General features: G+C 60.6%; 15 protein-coding genes and 2 pseudogenes. 5 read left to right on the top strand and 12 right to left on the bottom strand.

The window, feature by feature from the left end; genetic code table 11:
- Window positions 1–211 (bottom strand): annotated as a pseudogene (locus tag DBR18_RS29005) (acyl-CoA dehydrogenase family protein); the annotation flags it as partial.
- A gap of 286 nt (window positions 212–497) precedes the next feature.
- On the opposite strand from DBR18_RS29005, the gene DBR18_RS09875 reads away from it, so the two are divergent.
- Window positions 498–1,394 carry a GlxA family transcriptional regulator gene (locus tag DBR18_RS09875; protein WP_177482364.1) on the top strand — a complete coding sequence of 299 codons (897 nt, stop codon included), beginning with the start codon at window positions 498–500 and terminating at the stop codon, window positions 1,392–1,394.
- Between the two features lie 138 nt (window positions 1,395–1,532).
- Here DBR18_RS09875 and zapE read toward each other — a convergent pair whose 3' ends face one another.
- The 3 genes from zapE to DBR18_RS09860 form a co-directional block, all read right to left on the bottom strand.
- Window positions 1,533–2,627, bottom strand: a complete 1,095-nt coding sequence (gene zapE, locus DBR18_RS09870) for a cell division protein ZapE (RefSeq protein ID WP_108590186.1) — start codon at window positions 2,625–2,627, stop codon at window positions 1,533–1,535.
- Between the two features lie 90 nt (window positions 2,628–2,717).
- Window positions 2,718–4,076, bottom strand: a complete 1,359-nt coding sequence (locus tag DBR18_RS09865) for a tryptophan--tRNA ligase (RefSeq protein WP_108590185.1) — start codon at window positions 4,074–4,076, stop codon at window positions 2,718–2,720.
- A gap of 24 nt (window positions 4,077–4,100) precedes the next feature.
- A complete protein-coding gene (locus DBR18_RS09860; protein WP_108590218.1) occupies window positions 4,101–4,730 on the bottom strand; it encodes an alpha/beta hydrolase in 630 nt (209 codons plus the stop codon).
- 144 nt (window positions 4,731–4,874) lie between these two features.
- Here DBR18_RS09860 and DBR18_RS09855 point away from each other — a divergent pair, with 144 nt between their 5' ends.
- Window positions 4,875–5,309 (top strand): YhcB family protein, encoded by a 435-nt coding sequence (locus DBR18_RS09855; protein ID WP_064392879.1) that lies wholly within the window; start codon window positions 4,875–4,877, stop codon window positions 5,307–5,309.
- Window positions 5,310–5,554: 245 nt separating this feature from the next.
- On the opposite strand, the gene DBR18_RS09850 is transcribed toward DBR18_RS09855, so the two are convergent.
- Together DBR18_RS09850 and DBR18_RS09845 are read right to left on the bottom strand one after the other, a co-directional pair.
- Window positions 5,555–6,283 (bottom strand): OmpA family protein, encoded by a 729-nt coding sequence (locus tag DBR18_RS09850; RefSeq protein ID WP_108590184.1) that lies wholly within the window; start codon window positions 6,281–6,283, stop codon window positions 5,555–5,557.
- 114 nt (window positions 6,284–6,397) lie between these two features.
- Window positions 6,398–7,042 (bottom strand): MBL fold metallo-hydrolase, encoded by a 645-nt coding sequence (locus DBR18_RS09845; protein ID WP_108590183.1) that lies wholly within the window; start codon window positions 7,040–7,042, stop codon window positions 6,398–6,400.
- Between DBR18_RS09845 and DBR18_RS09840 the strand changes: the two genes are divergently transcribed.
- Window positions 7,041–7,946 carry a protein phosphatase 2C domain-containing protein gene (locus tag DBR18_RS09840; RefSeq protein WP_158275044.1) on the top strand — a complete coding sequence of 302 codons (906 nt, stop codon included), beginning with the start codon at window positions 7,041–7,043 and terminating at the stop codon, window positions 7,944–7,946. The two genes, DBR18_RS09845 and DBR18_RS09840, sit on opposite strands and share 2 nt — an antisense overlap.
- A gap of 21 nt (window positions 7,947–7,967) precedes the next feature.
- Here the strand turns inward: DBR18_RS09840 and DBR18_RS09835 are convergent, their stop codons facing one another.
- The 5 genes from DBR18_RS09835 to DBR18_RS09815 form a co-directional block, all read right to left on the bottom strand.
- A complete protein-coding gene (locus DBR18_RS09835) occupies window positions 7,968–10,700 on the bottom strand; it encodes a LuxR C-terminal-related transcriptional regulator (RefSeq protein ID WP_108590182.1) in 2,733 nt (910 codons plus the stop codon).
- A gap of 264 nt (window positions 10,701–10,964) precedes the next feature.
- On the bottom strand, window positions 10,965–12,329 hold the full coding sequence (locus DBR18_RS09830; RefSeq protein WP_108590181.1) for a DUF1329 domain-containing protein: 1,365 nt from the start codon (window positions 12,327–12,329) through the stop codon (window positions 10,965–10,967).
- Window positions 12,330–12,358: 29 nt separating this feature from the next.
- Window positions 12,359–14,248, bottom strand: a complete 1,890-nt coding sequence (locus DBR18_RS09825) for a DUF1302 domain-containing protein (RefSeq protein ID WP_108590180.1) — start codon at window positions 14,246–14,248, stop codon at window positions 12,359–12,361.
- Between the two features lie 337 nt (window positions 14,249–14,585).
- Window positions 14,586–16,268, bottom strand: coding sequence for a fatty acid--CoA ligase (locus DBR18_RS09820; protein ID WP_108590179.1), 1,683 nt, complete (start codon window positions 16,266–16,268; stop codon window positions 14,586–14,588).
- Window positions 16,269–16,415: 147 nt separating this feature from the next.
- The gene (locus tag DBR18_RS09815) at window positions 16,416–17,600 is read right to left on the bottom strand and encodes an MFS transporter (protein ID WP_108590178.1); all 1,185 of its coding nucleotides are present in this window, start codon (window positions 17,598–17,600) and stop codon (window positions 16,416–16,418) included.
- 100 nt (window positions 17,601–17,700) lie between these two features.
- Here DBR18_RS09815 and DBR18_RS09810 point away from each other — a divergent pair, with 100 nt between their 5' ends.
- Entirely contained in the window at window positions 17,701–18,465 is a 765-nt protein-coding gene (locus DBR18_RS09810; protein ID WP_108590216.1) for a helix-turn-helix domain-containing protein, read from the top strand.
- A gap of 450 nt (window positions 18,466–18,915) precedes the next feature.
- Here the strand turns inward: DBR18_RS09810 and DBR18_RS09805 are convergent, their stop codons facing one another.
- Complete coding sequence (locus DBR18_RS09805) at window positions 18,916–19,545, bottom strand: LysE family translocator (RefSeq protein WP_003228086.1); 630 nt, start codon at window positions 19,543–19,545, stop codon at window positions 18,916–18,918.
- 272 nt (window positions 19,546–19,817) lie between these two features.
- Here DBR18_RS09805 and DBR18_RS09800 point away from each other — a divergent pair.
- Window positions 19,818–20,113, top strand: a pseudogene (locus DBR18_RS09800) (glycerate dehydrogenase); the annotation flags it as partial.

The raw sequence follows: 20,113 nt of genomic DNA, 5'->3' as shown, positions 1-20,113 counted from the left end.
GGCCGAGACGACCGACTTCCTCGATCACCACCGCGCTGTACAGAAAGTCCGCGCCCAGGCCGCCGTACTCTTCCGGCAGGTGCGAGCAGAGCATCCCCGCCTCCCCTGCCTTGTTCCAAAGCTTGCGGTCGATATGGCCTTGTTTCTCCCACTGCGCATGGAACGGCACGGCCTCTTTTTCGAGGAAGGTTCGTACGCTGTCGCGGAACAATTCGTGCTCGGAGCTGAACAAGGTTCTGGGGATCATGCGGCACCTTTCTTTCTTGTTGGAGGGATCTGACCTTCAGAGACTAAGCCCCGCCTCCGATACAGGACACTGGACACATCCGACAAAAAATAAGACGATCCAGCCGTCTGGTGACCACTTTCCCTTATAAAAACAAAACAAAAGTTGAATTATGTCCAAGCACCTCTCCACGCCCTTGCGGCGCGTCAGCATCCTGGCAATCGACCGGGTTTTCGCATCCACTCTCATGCAGGCCAAGGACTTTTTCCATCTGGCCAGCCTGCGTTATGGCAAACAACTGGGCCACGGCCTGACACCGGCGTTCGAAACCCGCCTGGTCAGCCCCGACGGCAAACCGGTGAACAGTTTCAGTGACGTGGTGATGCCGGTGGACGGCGGTCTGGAAAACGCCGATGTCATTATCCTTCCGGCCTTCTGGGACGATTTCGATACGCTGTGCAGCCGTTATCCACAGATCCTGCCGTGGCTGCGCGAGCAGCACGCACGCGGCGCCGTCCTCTGCGGCGAAGCCACAGGCGTTTTCTGGCTGGCCGAAGCCGGCCTGCTCAACGGCAAGGAAGCGACCACCTACTGGCGTTTCTTCAATGCCTTTGCCGAGCGCTTCCCGCGAGTGTTCCTCAATCAGGACAAACACCTGACCGACGCCGATAACCTGTACTGCGCCGGCGGCACCACGTCTGCCTGTGACCTCTACATCTACCTGATCGAACGCTTCTGCGGCGCCAACGTCGCCCAGGCTGTGGCCCGCGACATTCTGTATGAAGTGCAGCGCAGCTATGCGCCGGGGCGTATCGGGTTCGGCGGCCAGAAGCTGCACCAGGACGTGATCATCCTGCAGATCCAGCACTGGCTCGAAGAGCATTTTGCCGACAAGTTCCGCTTCGAAGACGTGGCCCGCGAGCACGGCATGAGCATCCGCAATTTCATGCGCCGCTTCCAGACCGCCACCGGCGACAAGCCGCTGCACTATCTGCAACGCCTGCGCATCGAGACCGCCAAGGGCTTGCTGTCCGGCAGTCGCAAAAGCATCAAGACCATCAGTTATGAGGTCGGTTATGACGATGCGAGTTTCTTTGCGCGGCTGTTCCGCCAGCACACCGAGCTGTCGCCGAACCAGTATCGGCAGCAGTTTCAGCAGGCTGCCTAAAAGCAAAAGATCGCAGCCTGCGGCAGCTCCTACAGAATGGCATACACCTGTAGGAGCTGGCGAAGCCTGCGATCTTTTGATTCTTCAGCGCATAAAAAAGGCCTGCATTTGCAGGCCCTTTTTTTGCGCCGAATCGGTTTAAGGCTTGTGCGCCCGCGACAGGAATTCATGCGATTGCATCTCCAGCAGACGGCTGAGCGTACGCTGGAATTCGAACGTCAGGCGTCCGCCGGTGTACAGGTCTTTCAGCTCGACTTCGGCAGAAATGATCAGCTTGACGTTACGGTCGTAGAACTCGTCGACCATGTTGATGAAGCGCCGGGCGATGTCGTCGGTGGTGACGCTCATCTGCTCGACGCCGCTGAGCAGCACGGCGTGGAAGATCTTGCCCAGTTCGATGTAGTCGTTCTGGCTGCGTGGGCCGTCACACAGTTCGCGGAAGTCGAACCAGGCCACGTCGTCGCAGGTGCGCAGGGCACGGATTTCACGGTTTTCGATGATCAGCACGTCATTCTCGACCGCTGCCGTGCATTCCGGTGTCAGTGCCTTGAAGCTCTTGCGCAGGCTTTCGTGGGCGGCTTCGTCCAGCGGATAGTGGAACAGCTCCGCTTGTTCGAGGTGGCGCAGACGGTAGTCGACACCGCTGTCGACGTTGACGATCTCGGTGTTCTGTTTGATCAGCGCAATGGCCGGCAGGAAGCGCGCGCGTTGCAGGCCGTCCTTGTACAGGCCGTCCGGAACGATGTTCGAGGTCGCGACCAGGGTCACGCCGTTCTTGAACAGCTCTTCCATCAGCGTGCCGAGGATCATCGCGTCGGTGATGTCGGAGACGAAGAATTCATCGAAGCAGATCACTCGCGACTCGGTCGCAAAACGCTTGGCGATGATGGTCAGCGGGTTTTTCTCGCCGCCCAGGGTTTTCATCTCTTCGTGCACGCGCTTCATGAAGCGGTGGAAGTGAGTGCGGGTCTTTTCCTTGAACGGCAGCGCTTCGAAGAAGGTGTCGACCAGGTAGGTCTTGCCGCGACCCACGCCGCCCCAGAAATACAGGCCCTTGACCGGCGCCTGATCCTTCTTGCCAAACAGCTTGCCCAGCAAACCCGGCTTGTTCTGCTCGGCCGCGATCAGATCGTCGTACAGGCGCTGCAGATGACGCACAGCAGTTTCCTGCGCGGCGTCATGGAAGAAGTCCGGGCGTTTCAGATCAGCTTGGTATCGTTCTAGGGGCGTCATAATTCGTTAGCAAGGCAACAAAAACGGGCCGTCACTGTAGCGACGGCCCGTAGGAATGGCAATCAGCCCTTGGTCGGGCCGCGCCGTTGTTTAGTCCTGAACCGGGGTCAGTGCAACGCGAACAGCTGCGACTCCCGCATCTCGAGAGACGTCGTCATTGAATACTGGACCATCCGCCACGTGCTCCCCACCAACCCAGACCGAGAACTTGGAGCTGAGCTCATTACGAATTTCGTACGCGTGACCTGATTGCAACGACTTGACCACCGCACCTGCGGCTTTGCCGTCCTCAAAGTCCAATGAACGCAACATTTCTACTCCCTCCGGAGAGAGAAGACGGAAACGGAAGCTTCCATCCTCGTCACGGAAGCTGACGAAGCGTGCAGCTTTCGTGGCTTTCTTCTTGGTGGTCGCCGCCACTTGTACCTGATTGACGAACGAACGCAGGCCAACCGCTTCACGCAGTTCGTTGAGGAACGGCGTCGCCACCGCACGGGCCTTTTTCGCGCCGTGTTGCAGGATGTCTTCCAGATCCGCCGGGCGCTCGATCAGTTGGTGATAACGCTCGCGGGACTCGCCCAGTTCGTTGTCGAGCAACTGGAACAGACGATTCTTCGCCTCGCCCCAACCCAGACCACCGAGCAGTTCGCTGCGGAATTCGTCAGCCTGCGCCGGTGTGGCGAACGCCTGAAACAGAGTGAACAGGTGCGAGTTGTCCGGATCTTTCGCTTCGCCCGGCGCTTTGGAATCGGTGACGATCCGCGAGATCGCGTCCTTCATCTCTTTGGCACTGGTGAACAGCGGGATGGTGTTGTCGTAGCTCTTGGACATCTTGCGCCCGTCGAGGCCCGGCAACGTCGCCACGCTTTCCTCGATCAGCGCTTCGGGCATGGTGAAAAACTCTTTGCCCTGGCCGAACAGGTGGTTGAAGCGCTGGCCGATATCGCGGGCCATTTCCACATGCTGGATCTGGTCACGACCGACCGGCACCTTGTGCGCGTTGAACATCAGGATGTCCGCCGCCATCAGCACCGGGTAGCTGTAGAGGCCCATGGTGATGCCGGCATCCGGGTCTTCGCCGGTCTCGACGTTCTTGTCCACCGAGGCCTTGTAGGCATGCGCACGGTTGAGCAGGCCCTTGGCGGCGACGCAGGTCAGCAGCCAGGTCAGCTCAGGGATTTCCGGGATGTCGGACTGGCGATAGAAGGTCACACGGTCCACATCCAGGCCACCGGCCAGCCAGGTCGCGGCGATTTCCAGACGCGAGCGCTGGATGCGCAGCGGGTCATCGCATTTGATCAGGGCGTGGTAGTCGGCCAGGAAGTAGAACGAATCGGCATTGCTGTCGCGGCTGGCGAGGATCGCCGGGCGAATGGCGCCGGCGTAGTTGCCCAGGTGCGGCGTGCCGGTGGTGGTGATGCCGGTGAGGATACGGGTACGGTTCGTCATGGGTAATCGCTTGTCAGACTGCAATCAATTCGAGAGACGCGGCAGGATCAGATCCTTGAGATCGGTCAGCTTGCCATGAAAAAAGTGTCCGCATTCTGCCACTTTCAGCAGCTCATGGGGGCGCTGGAGTTGTTCCGACCAGTCGTAGACCAATTGTGGATCGATCACTTCGTCGGTTTCCGGCTGGATCACGGTCAGTTCGCCGTGCTGTGGCAGTTGATCCTGGTCGCCCAGGCGCATCACCGCCGGCGCGACCATGAACAGGTGCTTCGACTGCACGCCTTGCGCTTCGAGACGGCCGCCGAGACTTGCTGCAACAAATCCGCCGAAGGAGAAACCGAAGAGGGTCAGCGGCAGGTCCGGGTGCTTTTCCCGCAGCCATGCGGCAGCGGCCTGGGCGTCATCGACTTCACCGCTGCCCATGTCGTGGGAGCCTTCGCTGGCACCGACGCCGCGATAGTTGAAGCGCAAGGTAATCAGACCGGCGTCGCGCGCGGTGCGCTGCAGGGTCGAGACGACTTTGTTGAGCATGGTGCCGCCCTGCACCGGGTTGGGATGGCAGATCAGCGCGATGCCGCGCGGCTGCTCGTTATCCAGGTACAGCGCCTCGATTTGGCCGACTGGGCCGGCAATCACTACAGGGGTTTCACGCATCAGCAAGGAAGGAACTCCGTGACCTCGAATCGGGTCGACTCGTCTAGCAAATTGTCTGTGCCAATCTATTGCGAGTGAATCGCGGTATACAGCGCAGGTTCGAGCCGTTAACGTAAAGCAAAGCCGTTTATAGAGGAAGGACTCGTGGAACACTCGCTCTTAGTTTGGTTGTTACCGACTCTTGCCCTGGTTGTGGGTGTCGCCATTGGATTCCTGATCGCTCGCGTCGCACCGAATGCCGCGCCGAGCCGCACGCAGCGTCAACTGGATGATATCCAGGAGCGTTTCGACAGCTATCAAAACGAGGTGGTCACCCACTTCAACAGCACCGCGATGCTGGTCAAGAAGCTGACCCAAAGCTATCAGGAAGTGCAGGATCACCTCGCCGAGGGCGCCAACCGCCTGGCCCTGGACGAGCAGACCCGTCAACGCCTGATCGCCGCTTTGCACGCCGATGCCGCCCAGGCACCGCGCGAACGCCTGACGCCACCGCGCGATCAGGAACCGCCACGCGACTACGCGCCAAAGACCCCGAACTCGCCGGGCATGCTCGATGAGCATTATGGTTTGAAGAAGTAACCGCGTTTCGCGCCCAACAAAAGCCCCCGGACAATTCGCTTGTCCGGGGGCTTTTTTGTGCCTGTCGAGTTTGTGATGCCTGTCCCGATGACCCTGTAGGAGCTGCCGAGTGAAACGAGGCTGCGATCTTTTGATCTTGCTGTTGAAGCTGAAGATCAAAAGATCGCAGCGTGCCGCAGCTCCTACAGGGCGCAAAAAAAATGCCCGATCACCAGGACCGGGCATTTCTTCATTCAGGCAGTCGCTTACGGATACTGCTGCACCGTGCCCGGCTGTTGCTGCTGACCACCATACTGCTGGCCCGGGATCGCCTTCAGGTTGACCTCGACGCGGCGGTTCTGCGCGCGGCCATTAACGTCACCGTTGCTAGCAATCGGGTTATCCGGGCCGGCGCCACGGGCCGAGAGGTTGGCGCCGCTGACACCTTGCGAGGTCAGGTAGGTTGCCACGCTCTGCGCACGACGCTGGGACAGGTCCATGTTGTGCTGACGGCTGCCGGTGCTGTCGGTGTAACCGACGATTTCGATCTGGTTCTGGTTGAACTCCTTCAGCGAGTTCGCCAGGTTGTTCAGCGGCTGGTAGAAGCTTGGGGCGATGTTCGCCGAATCGGTGGCGAAGGTGATGTTGCCCGGCATGATCAGCTTGATCTGATCGCCCTGACGCTGCACTTCAACCCCGGTGTTGGCCATGCTGGCGCGCAGTTTTTTCTCTTGCTGGTCGGCGTAGTAACCGTAACCGGCGGCCGAAGCACCGACCACCGCCGCGCCGATCAAGGCACCCTTGCCGCGGTTGTTGTGGTCGATGGCAGCACCCGCCAGAGCACCGGCCAGAGCGCCGAGACCACCGTACTTGGCGGTCTTGCTCACACCGCCGCCGTCGGCCTGCCCCTGATTGTCATAGGGATTGGGCGAGGCGCAGCCGGCCAACATGGCTACAGCAGTAGCAACAATAATCAAACGAGGCGTGGTGAACATGAAGAGCTCCTGATTTTCGCATTCTGTGTGGCAGCGGCCCTAGGCAATAGACCTTTGCGGGCGTTGGATCATGACAATGCACAAAAATTCCGCCGCACACTCGTGACAAAATGTTTAGGCGCGCACGAACGGGTTTTCCCGCATTTCATCCCCAAGACGCGTGTCCGGGCCATGCCCGGCAACCACGATTGCGTCTTCGTCCAGGGTGTACAGCCGCTGCTTGATCGATCGCACGATGGTCGCCTGATCGCCGCCCCACAAGTCCGTGCGTCCTACGCCGCGACGAAACAGCGTGTCGCCAGCAATCAACAGCTTAGCCTCGGAAAACCAAAAGCTCATGGAACCGGGTGTATGTCCCGGCGTATGCAGCGCCACACCGCAACCGCAGGCCAGCTCTTCATCGTCGCTGAGCCAGCGATCCGGCGCTGGCACCGGGGTGTAAGGCACGCCGAACATCTGGCATTGCATCTCGAGGTTGTCCCACAAAAACTGATCTTCCTTATGCAGATGCAGGGTCGCGCCGGTCTTTTCCTTCATCTGCCCGGAGGCGAGAAAGTGATCCAGATGCGCGTGGGTGTGAATGATGCTGACCACTTTCAGGCCATGGGCATCCAGGCGCGCCATGATCAGGTCAGGGTTGCCGCCCGGATCGACGACGATGGCTTTTTTGCTCAGCGGATCGCCAATGATTGTGCAGTTGCACTGCAAGGGGCCGACCGGGAAGGTTTCGCGGATGAGGGCTGTATTCGGGGTTTGCATGATTTTGATCCTGATACCAAGGCTCGGTGCTGCGGTTGTGATCCGCAAAATCGAAGGTTATTCTCGCGCCATTTTGAAGCAAGACTGCAGGAAGCCAATGCCCCTTTCAACGGAACACCGTGCCATGCCTGATCTTCCAGAAGTCTTCATCTGCAAAACCGCCTTCGCGGCGGTGGCAGGACGCTCGCACCTCCAGACACCCGCACCGCGCCAGCATGTCGCGGCCAGAGCGTCGAACGGCGTAACCTGCATTGCACTGGCTGACGGGGCGGACGGCGCAGACCGCTCGGACATCGGCGTTCAGGTTGCGGTAACCGCAGCGCTCGCCTACGTCTGCAAAAACTTTGAAAGCCTTTGGCAAAACATGGACAAGCACAACGCGAAGGCCGCCCAGCGCCTGGTCCATCGTTGCCTGGACGCGTTGAGACGCAAATCCGCCAAGGTCGGCTGCAGCATAAACGACCTGACGTGCAGTCTGGCGTTTGTCGCTTGCTCACAGGGCCGATACATGGCCGGCCATCTGGGCGCTGGCGTCATCGTCAGCGTTGATGCGGAGGGCAAGCTTGCAACGCTGTCGCCGCCGGAAAACACCGAGTCGGGTAGAACCAGGGTGTTTCTGACCGACCCTAAAGCCGTGTCGAAGCTCGGCCTCTACCGTGGGCCAATCGAGGCGCCTGCGGGGTTCGCGATCCTGAGTAATGGCGCGGCACACAGCCTGTTTCAACCCGCGGGCACGACTGCGGCACCAACAGTGCTCAACTTTCTGGAATTAAACGCAACGTCGCCTCGGAAAAAATTCAAAGCCGTTTTGGCTGAAAAACTGCAACAGTCCACCGCAAGCGAAAGTGCAGACGATTGCGCTCTGGGCCTGATGTCGATTCTGAGGCGCGACGTCTCGGCCTGAGCCAGAGCTTTCAGACCACGACTACTGCAAAACCCCCAGCTCTTTCGCCCGCGCCACCGCCTGCGTCCGCCGCTCAACGCCAAGTTTGCTGTTGATGTGGCTGGCGTGGGTTTTCACGGTGTGCAGCGAAATGAACAGCTGCTCGCTGATTTCCTGATTCGAACACCCCCGGGCAATCAGCCGCAGTACCGCCAGTTCCCGCCCGCTGAGCTGTTCAGTGACGCCGGCCTCAACCACTGGGCGTGCCTGCGCCTGCGGGAAGTGTTCGAGCAGCAGTTGCCCTGCCAATGTCGGCGAACTCTGCAGTTGCCCGCGCAACCAGTCGCCATGGTCGTTCACCAGACTGTCGAACGGCTGCAGGACGCCGGCAGAGGCCATTTCCAGCGCCTGCGCCAAGGCCTTGCGCGCCTCGGGTTCGCGGTTAGTGCTGAGCAGCAACGCTATTTTCTGCGCCAGCGCCATTACGCTGAGCAGTTGCCGGCCGGTTTGCTGGCCGTTTTCCAGCAACACGTTCAACCGGCCTTCGGCCAGCATCGGCTGGCCTTTGATCACTTCGAGCAGCGCCTGTTGCAGTTCGACGTGCAAAGGCAGTTGTGGATGAAACTCCGGCGGTGCCGCAGCGCGCTCGCCGGTGTAGGTCTGCCCCAGGCGCGCCAGCCAGGCTTCGGCCAGATCGATGCGTCCCTGCGCCAGCCACAGTTCGCATTTGACCAGTGTGATCATCGCCAGATAGTAGATCGGCGGCACGTCCCAGATATGCATCAGCCGTTCGGCTTCGGCGAGTTCGGCGAACGCCCTCGCAAACTCGCCACTGCTGCCGTCCAGGCGTGCGATCACACAGTGGCCGATCAGTACGCTGATGTCGCGACAGGCACGCGCCTCGCTCACACCGGCAAGCAACCGCGCGCGCGCCTCCTGAGGCTGCAAGCGCATCGCCAGCAGGAAACCTTCGTACAGGGTCAACCGCGCCCGCACCGCGTACAGCCGTTGCGGCGACAAACCGCGCAGGCGTTCCAGCCCTTGATGCACCTCATCGAGCGCACGCAGGATTTCTCCGCGCGACTGCAACACCCGCGCGCGATCGTAATGCGCCAGCGCTTCAAACAACGGGTTGCCGACCCGCTGCGCCAGCTCCAGCGATTCGCGGTTCAAACCCCGCGCGCGCCACAGATCGCCGTCGGCAATCGCCAGGTTGGACAGGGTCGACAGGCACATCAGGCGCTGGCCATAGCGTTTGAGCGGCAGGCTCTCCAGCGCCTCGGTGCAATAGCGCTGCGTCAGTTCGCGATGTCCGCGCCCACGGGCGATGATCCCGCTGAGCGCCAGCCATTGCGCGAGCATCGACCTTTGCGCCGAAGCTGAGGGTGCCGGCAGAAAACGGCTCAAATGACTGGCCAGCTCCTCCGCCGCATCGAGCTGACAGGCCAGGCCCAGCGCCCAGCTGTAGAGCACAATCAGCCGTGGCGTGCTGATCAGCAGGCTGTCGGGCAAGTCCATTTTCCAGCGCAGCAACATACCGACGTTCTGTTCGGCAAGCAGCTGCTCCTCAGACAGGTTCTGCACCAGATTCGCCGCGACATCCAGATGCCCGGCGCGCAACGCCTGCTCCACCGCCTCGTCGAGCAAGCCCTGGGCGTTGAACCAGCGACAGGCGCGCAAGTGCAGGGTCGCCGCTGGCACCAGCGCTTGCGCGATGGGCCGGCTGCGCAGCAGATCCGAGAATAAATGGTGGTAGCGATACCAGTGCCCGTGTTCGTCCAGGGGCACCAAAAACACCTGATGCGCCAGCAGAAAGCGCAGAATCTCGGCGCTGTCATGCGCTTCGCGCACCGCGTCGCACAACTCGCTGCAGAAGCGCTCCTGCAGCGCAGTTTCGTATAGAAACGATTGCACCTCGGCTGGCAGACAGTCGATGACTTCTTCGAGCAGGTACTCGCGGATCAGCCCTTCCCCGCCGTTGAGCACTTGCGGCAAGGCACAATCGCTTCCGGCTTCGGCAATCGCCAGCAACCAGAACCGCAGGCCGGCGACCCAGCCTTCGCTGCGCTGTATCAGGTTTTCCAGGGCATCGCCGCGCAGCGAGGTGCTATGTCGGTCGAGCAGCGCCAGCGCCTCATCATGGGTCAGTCGCAGATCCTGTTCATGCAGCTCGAGCAACTGGCGCGACAGGCGCAGCCGCGCCAAATGCCAGTCCGGGCGCTGACGACTGGTCACCATGACCAGCAGACCATCGGGCAGGTGATTGAGGAAAAACTGCAGGCAACGGTCGAGCACCGGACCTTGGGCGAGGTGGTAGTCGTCGAGCACCAGCAGCAGCGGCGCCGTCGGTTGCAGTTGCAGTGCCAGCTCATCGAGCAAACCGTCGAGCCACTCTTCGAACGCAAACGGCTGATGGCGCTGGCGCATTTTCAACAGGCCGAGGGCGCGACTGCCCAGATCCGGAAAGTAATCCTGCAGGCCTTCGAGCAAGCGTTCCAGAAACCGTCCCGGATCGTTATCCCGCGGGCTCAATCCCAGCCAGAGGCTGTGCCAGTGCGCCGGCAGGCTCTGACAGAACTCCACCGCCAGCGAACTCTTGCCAAACCCCGCGGGCGCGCAGACCAGCAACAATCGGCCACCCAAACCAGCGCTCAAGCGGGCGCAAAGGCGCGGACGCAAAACATGACCGTCAGGCAATGGCGGGCGGAAGAAACGCCCGTCCAGCGCTGCGACGGTAACGCTTGCGGGATCCGGAAGCGGGGACAGATCAGTCATGGCCGGCTCTTGTTTGAATGGCGGTTGGCGGCGTAGCAGATGTCCGCAGACTAGCGGTAAACGTAGAGGGTTTGAAGGTTGTTGCTACAAATGGCTACAAAAAGACCGTCAGCCAGCCGACACCCGTCCTGTAGGAGCTGCCGCAGGCTGCGATCTTTCGAGGTAAAAGATCGCAGCCTTCGGCAGCTCCTACAAAATCAAAGCAAAAAAAACGCCCCGAACCAGTCGGGGCGTTTTTTCGAGGATGCGGCCTCGGGTCAAAGTTTAGCGGATACCGTCCTGGCCCAGGTTGCCCGGCTGGAATTCGCTCTTGGTGGCCGAGAAGCCGAAGTCATAGGCCTGCTTCTCTTCGTTCTTCATGCCCAGTGCCAGGTAGCGGCCCGATTGCAGGTCGTACAGGGCTTCCAGTGCATACCACGGCACTTGCTTGTCGTAGTAGTCCTCGGCGTGCGCCTCGGCCACGCGCCACAGCTGACCGCGACCGTCGTAATGGTCGATGACGGCTGCCTGCCAGGTGTCTTCGTCGATGTAGAAGTCACGCTTGGCGTAGATATGGCGCTGACCCGGTTTCAGGGTGGCCACCACGTGCCAGACCCGACGCAGCTCGTAACGGGTCAGATCCTGATTGATGTGGCCAGCCTTGATGATGTCGGCGTACTTGAGGGTCGGCGAGTCGATCTTGTAGCTGTTGGAGGCGATGTACATCTCTTTCTTGCCTTCCAGCGCCCAGTCGTAGCGATCCGGTGCACCGTTGTACATGTCGAGGTTGTCGGAGGTACGCAGACCGTCCGCAGCAGTACCCGGACCGTCATAGGACACTTGCGGCGCCTGACGCACACGACGCTGGCCAGTGGCATAGACCCAGGCCTTGCGCGGCTCCTTCACCTGATCGAGGGTTTCGTGCACCAGCAGCACAGTACCGGCCAGACGTGCCGGCGCGGTCACTTTCTGCTTGAAGTAGAACAGGATGTTGCCCGGGTTGGCCGGATCGTAGTCCTTCATCTTGTCGCGGAACACGAACTGGTCCTGGAAATACACCAGGCTGAACGAGCCGTTGGTTTGCGGCGTCGCCTGGGTCACCAGACGGGTCACGCTGCCACCGCGATAGCGGGTGATGTGGTTCCAGATCACTTCCAGACCGCTTTTCGGAATCGGGAACGGCACGGCGGTATCGAAGTTTTCCAGACCGTTGCCGCCGGCCACCAGATTGGTGGTGGTGGCGTTTTTCCTGATGGCGGCGAACACATCATCCGGCACGGTCGAGCCGCGATGGGACGGGTAGACCGGCATCTTGAAGGTGTCCGGATAGCGTTTGAACATCGCGTACTGGCCCGGCGCGAGCTTGGCCTTGTACTGCTCGACGTTCTGCGCGGTGATGGTGAACAGGGGTTTTTCACTGCCGAACGGATCGGACAGGAAGCCCTTGCTGTCGACCGTGCCGGCATTTTTCGGCAGCGGTTTCCAGGCCGGGATCGAACCGTCGGCGTTACCGGCCATTTCGGCGCCCATCGGCGTCAAGCTCTTGCCCAGCTTGTCGGCTTCAGCGGCGGGAACGGCCGCCATGACACTGGTCGCCAGCAGCGACAGACCCAGAACTCCGGCGTGGAACAGACTCTTTGTTATTTTCATATGTGTGTTCGTCCTGAAAAAAACGGTGCTTAGAAGTTCACGCCAACGCTGAGGGCAACGAAGTCACGATCGTCCACGGTCGTGTAGTCGCCACCAAAGAAGTTGGTGTAGGCCAGACTCGCCGTGTAGGTGTTCTGGTATTCGGCATCGAGACCGAGGCTGATCGCCTTGCGACCTTCCTCGAAGTTGCCGCCAGGGCCTGGCGAGTAACCTTTCACGTCATGGGACCAGGCCACGTTCGGCTTGAGGTTCACACCGGCGAACACGTCGCTGTAATCCCAGATGGCCCGAGCGCGATAACCCCACGATGTGGCTGTGGTGAAACCGTCGTTGTTGCAGTTGCTGGAAACGTTATCGCGCGAAGCCCCTGCCCCGGCGCCATTGATGGTGGAAGTGTTGAGGATCTGCGAGCAGGTGTTAAGGCCGCCGGTGGACGGCAGTTCGCCCGGGCCGAACACTGGATCGCGACCGTAGCGAGCCTCGGACTTGCTTTCCAGACCACCGACGTGGGTCACACCGACTTCACCCACCAGGGTCAGACGGTTGGCGCCCATCACCTGATCGAAGAAGTGCGTCAGGGTGGTTTGCAGCTGGGTGATTTCCTTGCGGTTGTAACCGTGCAGATCCTGGCCCGGCACACCGTTGAGGATCGACGCATTGGTCAACCCGCCACCCAGCGGACGCACACCGGCGAACAGGATGTCGGTGGAGTTCAGTTGCACCGGCGCATTCGGCCGGTAGCTGACTTCACCGCTCCACGCCGTACCGGTAGGCAGGGTTGTGGAGAAGCTCAGCCCGTACAGGCGAATGTCTTCCGGGTATTCGATGAAGTAGTTCGAGTTGCCTGCGACGACCAGTGGCCCCAGCGCCTGGAACGGCCCCGGCAATGCCGCCACGCCGTTATAGATCGACTGTGGTGCACCGGTGGCGCTGAAGATCGGCGCACGGCTGTGGTAGTTCATGAAGTAGGCGCCGAACTCGGTGGCCAACGGGTCGAACATGTACTTGGCGGAAACGCCCCACTGGCCGCTGTCGCGGGCATTGCGGTTTGGCGAACGGCGCACCAGCACGCCTTCTTCGTTGACGTCGACGCCAGCATTGGCCAACGGCCCGAGCGCAATGCCCGGAATGGTCGAACGCTTGTTCAGAACCCGCAGGTTGTCGTCGCAACCGGTGGTAACGATGTCTGGCTGCGAGAAGAAGGTGCCGCAGTTGTCGGTCACGGTCTTCTGCCAGTCGATCTGATAGAAACCTTCGGCCGAGAGGTTTTCGGTGATGCTCTGGGACACGTAGAACATGTTGACCGGAATCAGGCCTTCCTTGATTTCGGCACCCGGACGGCGGAACGCGGACACGTCGATCGGGTTGATCGAGTTGATGCCGCCGCCGATGAAGGTACTCTCACCCCAGTTCACCACCTGCTTGCCCAGACGCACCGAACCCGGCTCATCGGCAATGGCGTAGTTGTGGTAGATGAAGGCGTCGAGGATCTGCCCACCAGAAGAACGCGCCGCGACATCGCGGTTGTGGTTGCTGACGTCCTTGTATTCCAGGTCCTGGTTCTGCAGCGCGAAGTCGTACCAGTATTTGCCCCGGACGAAGACCCCGGTGTCGCCGTATTTCAGTTCGAGATCATGGATGCCCTTGAAGATCTTCGAGAAGGCTTGCCCGCTCTTGAAGTTCAGGTGGCCGTCGTCGGAGGTCTGGGACAGGCCCTTGCCGCCGTTGTTGACACCAATAAGGTCCTTGTTCGGCTGCTGGGTCGAAATACTCATGCCCAGGGAGAGCGAGGAGTCGAACTGACCTTCGATTTCACCGACGTTGAAACTGACGCCGAATGCGGGCCCGGCGAGCGTAGAGGCAAGACTGACGGCCAGAGGCAGTTTAGCCCGGCGCCAGAACTGGTTTACTGATGTCATCGACGCTACTCCATGTGCATTATTGTTATGGCAGTGAGTACTTTTAAAAACGCCTGGAAGACCGGGAGCCAGTAGCCACCCGACGTCACTCCAAAGTTGCATCGCCCCGTGTCGTGCGTGTGCCCCGTTCTTAAAAATCCTTGAGCGGACTATAGCCAGCAGGTGCTACTGCTTGATCCCTCTAAAGTGTGATTTGCAGCTGCCGGCCACTCTGGAACAGTCCTTTCGCCAGTCCGACACATGTCGGCCTCGCAAGGATGGCTGAAAATTGGGAATAAACAAGCCAAGCGCTTGCTTGGTGGGTCTGGCGCGCCGTTTTCGGCGCGCCAGCGGACGCTCAGAGCGTCGAGAGGAAGGTGCTGTTGTTGGCCTGCCATTCGGTGATGTCGAGGCGGATGCGCTTCTTGTCGAGTTTGCCGACACTGGTCTTGGGAATTTCCGTAACAAGGGCGATCTGGCTCGGAATCGCCCACTTGCTCAGGTGCCCCAGTTCCACGAACGGTTTGAGGTGTTCCTTGAGCTCGCGGGCGCCGATCTCGTGCCCTTCGCGGATCACCAGCAAGGCAAACGGGCGCTCGCCCCACTGCGGATCGGCAATGCCCACCACTGCTACTTCGCGTACCGCCACGTGACGGCTGATCAGGTCTTCGAGGTCCAGCGAAGAGATCCATTCGCCACCGGTCTTGATCACGTCCTTGATGCGGTCGCGGATGTCGATCACACCCATGCTGTCGAGCGTTGCCACATCGCCGGTGTGCAGCCAGCCGCCGGCCCAGAGCTCGGCGCCCTTCTGCGGCTCGTTGAAATAACCTTCGGTGAGCCACGGCGCGCGCAGCACCAGTTCGCCCTGGGTTTCGCCATCGGCGGGCAGGAAGTTGCCGTCGCCATCGACGATCGCCGCTTCCACCAGCGGCCCCGGTACGCCGGCCTTGATCCGGTAAGTGGTGCGCTCGTCTTCGGTGCCTGCCATCAATTCGTCGTTGAGGTGGGCGCAGGAAACCAGTGGCCCGGTCTCCGACATGCCGTACGCCGCCGTCAGCTGAATGCCCCGGGCCTTGGCGGTTTCATACAGCGTGCGGTTCAGCGCGCTGCCACCGATGACGATCTTCCAGCCGCCGAAATCGGTGCCTTGCGCGCCTTTGGCATTGAGCAGCATCTGCAGGATGGTCGGCACGCAGTGGGAGAACGTGACCTTCTCCTTACGCCACAGCTCGACGAGGAATTCCGGGTCGTAACGCCCCGGATAAACCTGCTTGAGCCCAAGCATGGTCGCCACGTAAGGCAGGCCCCAGGCATGCACGTGGAACATCGGAGTGATCGGCATGTACACGTCGTTGGTGCCGAGCAGGCGCACGCTGTCGATGGCGCCCATGATGGTCGACACGCCCATGGTGTGCAGCACCAGTTGCCGATGGGTGAAGTACACGCCTTTCGGGTTGCCGGTGGTGCCCGTGGTGTAGAACGTGGTGGCGACCGAGTTCTCGTCGAAGTCCTGGAAGTCGTACTGCGCACTCGCGGCGGCCAGCAGTTGCTCGTACTCGCCAACCAGGTTCGGCAGCTCGGCGGTTTTTTCCGGCAGATCGGTCAGCAGCAGGGTTTTCTCCACCGTGGTCAGGTGCGGCGCGATGGCCTGATACAGCCCGACGAACTCGCTGTTGACCAGCACGAAGCGGTCCTCGGCGTGGTTCATGGTGTAGAGGATCTGCTCCGGCGACAGGCGCACGTTGATGGTGTGGATCACCGCGCCGATCATCGGAATGGCAAACATGCATTCGAGGTAGCGATGGCTGTCCCAGTCCATCACCGCCACGGTGTCACCCGCCTTCACCCCGGCCGCCGTCAATACGTTGGCCAGCCGCGCCACGCGCTCGATCAGGGTCGGATAGCTGTAGCGCAACTGGTCTCGGTAGATGATCTCGCGGGTTTTCTCGTAACGGGCGCCGGACATCAGCAGCCGTTTGATCAGCAATGGATACTGGTAGGCCCCATCGGCCGGGGGAATGACGCGAGTCTGCAACATATGAATCCCTTTTCTGGCTGCACGGTGTTGGCGTAGAGAGCATTACTCTAGAGCCGTTATACCCCAGCCAAATCAGCCAAAGGAATGATTTGCAGAGCCGTACAAATGCTAGCTTTGCGCCAGCATTTGCCGGTATGTCAGTACCGATCAAGCGGTTTGCCCTACAGCCGCTTCGGAAGGTGTGCGTGGGAAAACCAGCGCCGCAAGGAAGGTCAATGCGCCAAAACCTGCTAGCACCAGGTAAAGCCCGACAAAACCGTGGCGCGGTTCAAGGTAGGCAATCAGCGGAATCGCTGTCGCACTGGCGCCGAACGACAGGCAGTAACGCAGGGCGAAGACCCGCGATTGCCACTGCGGCGCAACGAAATTGGCGACCATCGAGTCGTTCACCGTGACCTGGCCGAACACCACGAACATGAACGCCGCACCGAGTACGATCACGGCCCAGCCATCGACATACGCCATGGCGTACAACAGCGGCGCCTGACACAGCGTTAAGACAAGAAACGGCCACTTCAGACTGACCCGGTGCAATACCTGGCCGATGCTCAACTGCGCCACTGCACCGAAGGCATACGCCAGGCTGACCACCACGCCGAGGGTCTGCGGCGAGGCAAACAGGTCATGCAGACGCTCCTGAAACAGCTTCGGATAGGTCATGGTCGTGGCGTTGAACACCACGCCACCAGTGGCCGTCGCCAGCGCCAGCACGCCGAATACCATGAGCATTGAGATCCGCTGCCCGGCCGCGCCTTTGAGCGCAGTATGCGGACGAAGGGGAATCGGCTCTTCGCGCACCTGCAAGGCAAAGCCGATGCCCAGCACGATCGCCACCATCCCCGGTAACACGAAAGCCGAACGCCAGCCGAACTGCGCCACCAGCAAACCGGTGATCAGCGCCGAAAATGCCACGCCGAGGTTGCCCCACATACCATTGATGCCGATCTCCCGCCCGCGATTCTGCGCGTAGGCCACCAGCATCGCGGTGCCCACCGGGTGGTAGATCGCCGCGAAAATACCGATCAGGGTCAGCCCGATCAGCAGCATCGTCGGGCTGGTGCTCAGCCCGGTGAAAATCGCCGAGACGCCGATACCGAAGAAAAACACCAGCATCATCTGCCGCCGGCTCCAGTGATCGCCCAGCCAGCCTGCCGGTAGCGAACAAGCGCCGAAGGCAATGAAGCCGCCCAGCGACAGGCCGATCAGTGCGGCGTAGTCGAGGCCAAAGGCCTGGGTCATGCCGAGCACGGCGGCGGGAAAAATCAGCATGAACATGTGATCGATCACATGGGCAGCGTTGACGTAGCGGATGACGTTTCGGGATTGGTTCATGGCGGCACGCTTGTGTTTGTCATGGGTGGATTGTTGTCAGCGGCTTTATGCTAAGTTGGCGAAAAAGCGCATACCTGCCAACCAGGTCATCAAATCCGACATGTTGATCAGCCATTTCGAACACGGCCCGGTGAGTGCCTATCCCAGGGATTATCTGGACGGCGCGCACCAGTCGCTGCACCTGCATCGCGAGGCGCAGTTGCTGTATGCCGTCCGAGGGGTCATGCGCGTGGTGACCGACCTTGGTGCCTGGGTGATTCCGCCAAGCCGCGCAGTGTGGATTCCGCCGCAAGTCGCGCACGAGATTTTCATGTCTGGCGATGTGCAGATGCGCTCGCTGTTCATTGCCCCCGAGCTGTCACCGGCCAGCCTGCAACAGTGCTGCGTGCTGGCGGTGACGCCGCTACTGCGCGAGTTGATCCTGCGCGCCGTTCAAGGCCCGCCGCACGCGGATAATCCGCTGATCCAGCAGTTGATGCTGGAAGAGCTCGCCAGCCTGGAAAACCTGCCGCTGCACATTCCAATGCCCACCGACCGACGCCTGCAGAACATTTGTCTGGCATTGCTGCACACCCCGGATCACCCCAACACTCTGGAAGACTGGGCGCAGCAGGTCGGTGCCAGCTCACGCACCCTGGCGCGGCTGTTCCAGCGACAACTGAAGATGAGTTTCAACGCCTGGCGCCAGCAACTGCGCTTGATGGAAGCCCTGCCGCGTCTGCTCGCCGGAGACAGCGTGCAAAGCGTGGCGCGGGACCTGGGTTACGGCAGCGCGCGGGCGTTCAGCGCGATGTTTCGCCGTTTGCTCGGGGACAATCCCCGCGACTACCTCAACACCCTGAGCAAACTCAGCGAACTCGTGTAGGAGCTGTCGAGTGAAACGAGGCTGCGATCTTTTGATTTTGCTTTTGGAAGATCAAAAGATCGCAGCCTGCGGCAGCTCCTACAGGTGAGGTCCTGAGCAAGCTGAGCGAACTCGTGTAGGAGCTGTCGAGTGAAACGAGGCTGCGATCTTTTGTTTTGCTTTTAAAAGATCAAAAGATCGCAGCCTGCGGCAGCTCCTACAGGTGAGTTCCCGAGCAAACTCAGCGAACTCGTGTAGGAGCTGTCGAGTGAAACGAGGCTGCGATCTTTTGATTTTGCTTTTGGAAGATCAACAGATCGCAGCCTGCGGCAGCTCCTACAGGTGAGGTCCTGAGCAAGCTGAGCGAACTCGTGTAGGAGCTGTCGAGGGAAACGAGGCTGCGATCTTTTGTTTTGCTTTTAAAAGATCAAAAGATCGCAGCCTGCGGCAGCTCCTACAGGTGCGTGTCGATCAATGCATCTCGGTGAACGCGAGTTTCACGCCGATGGCGATCAGCACCGCGCCCATGGTGCGGTCGAACCAGTGGCCCATGCGGGCAAAACCGGCGCGCACGCGCTGCTGGCTGAACAGCATCGCCACCAGGCAAAACCAGACGGCGGTCGCCACGGCCAGATAGACGCCGTAACCGGCCTGCACGGCCAGCGGCGTGTGCGGGTTGATCACCACGGTGAACAGCGACAGGAAGAACAGCGTGGCTTTCGGGTTCAGACCATTGGTGACAAAGCCCGAGGTGAAGGCGCCGCGCGCGGTACGCACGCCGGCTTCCTTGTGCAGGTCGTCGGTGACAGTTTTCGCCGGTTGCGCGCGCAAGGCCTTGAAGCCGATGTACAGCAGGTACGCGGCGGCAGCCCATTTCAAGGCGTTGAACAGCACGATCGATTGCGACACGATCAGACCAATGCCCAGCAACGAATAACCGACATGCAGGAAAATCGCCGTGCCCACGCCCAGTGCGGTCCAGGTGCCGGCGCGGCGACCATGAGTCACGCTCTCGCGCACCACCACGGCAAAGTCCGGGCCGGGGCTGGCCACGGCCAGCAGGTGGATCAGGGCAACGGTCAAGAACTCGGTCCAGTACATGGGGGGCTCCTCTTTAATGAGTAAAAACAATTCATCAACTGGCTCAAACCCTGTGGCGAGGGAGCTTGCTCCCGCTCGGCTGCGCAGCAGCCGTAACCTGAAACACCGGTGTGCCTGACACGGTACGGTGAATGGGTTTGGGTCTGCTTCGCAGCCCAGCGGGAGCAAGCTCCCTCGCCACAGGGTATTGCGGGCGCTGTGCGTAACCATTTGTTTCATCTGGTAGGCTCGGCAGATTACGCCTTCCGTTCCAAGCACAAAAGGTACAGTTGATGACGAACCCGCGCCGCGCCGTTTTCCTCGATCACCCGTCTCTGGATCTCGGCGATCTCGACCTCAGCCCGTTGCGCGCCTGTTTCAGCGACCTGCAACTGTTCGCCCGGACCTTGCCCGAACAGGTCAGCGAGCGTCTGCAGGGTGCCACGGTGGCGATCACCAACAAGATCCGCATCGACGCCGCCGCGATGGCCGCCAACCCGGATCTGAAGCTGATCCTGATCACCGCCACCGGCACCAACAATGTCGATCTGGACGCGGCCCGCGCCCACGGCATCACGGTGTGCAACTG

This window comes from Pseudomonas sp. HMWF021 (assembly GCF_003061005.1).
Taxonomy (GTDB): domain Bacteria; phylum Pseudomonadota; class Gammaproteobacteria; order Pseudomonadales; family Pseudomonadaceae; genus Aquipseudomonas.
The sequence above is the reverse complement of the archived record's forward strand: the minus strand, read 5'-3'. Positions and strand labels throughout refer to the sequence as shown.

Coding starts and splice junctions, on each gene's coding strand:
- zapE (WP_108590186.1), bottom strand. CDS start 2,627: ATGACGCCCCTAGAACGATACCAAGCTGATCTGAAACGCCCGGACTTC.
- DBR18_RS09865 (WP_108590185.1), bottom strand. CDS start 4,076: ATGACGAACCGTACCCGTATCCTCACCGGCATCACCACCACCGGCACG.
- DBR18_RS09860 (WP_108590218.1), bottom strand. CDS start 4,730: ATGCGTGAAACCCCTGTAGTGATTGCCGGCCCAGTCGGCCAAATCGAG.
- DBR18_RS09850 (WP_108590184.1), bottom strand. CDS start 6,283: ATGTTCACCACGCCTCGTTTGATTATTGTTGCTACTGCTGTAGCCATG.
- DBR18_RS09840 (WP_158275044.1), top strand. CDS start 7,041: ATGATTTTGATCCTGATACCAAGGCTCGGTGCTGCGGTTGTGATCCGC.
- DBR18_RS09845 (WP_108590183.1), bottom strand. CDS start 7,042: ATGCAAACCCCGAATACAGCCCTCATCCGCGAAACCTTCCCGGTCGGC.
- DBR18_RS09835 (WP_108590182.1), bottom strand. CDS start 10,700: ATGACTGATCTGTCCCCGCTTCCGGATCCCGCAAGCGTTACCGTCGCA.
- DBR18_RS09830 (WP_108590181.1), bottom strand. CDS start 12,329: ATGAAAATAACAAAGAGTCTGTTCCACGCCGGAGTTCTGGGTCTGTCG.
- DBR18_RS09825 (WP_108590180.1), bottom strand. CDS start 14,248: ATGACATCAGTAAACCAGTTCTGGCGCCGGGCTAAACTGCCTCTGGCC.
- DBR18_RS09820 (WP_108590179.1), bottom strand. CDS start 16,268: ATGTTGCAGACTCGCGTCATTCCCCCGGCCGATGGGGCCTACCAGTAT.
- DBR18_RS09815 (WP_108590178.1), bottom strand. CDS start 17,600: ATGAACCAATCCCGAAACGTCATCCGCTACGTCAACGCTGCCCATGTG.
- DBR18_RS09810 (WP_108590216.1), top strand. CDS start 17,701: ATGTTGATCAGCCATTTCGAACACGGCCCGGTGAGTGCCTATCCCAGG.
- DBR18_RS09805 (WP_003228086.1), bottom strand. CDS start 19,545: ATGTACTGGACCGAGTTCTTGACCGTTGCCCTGATCCACCTGCTGGCC.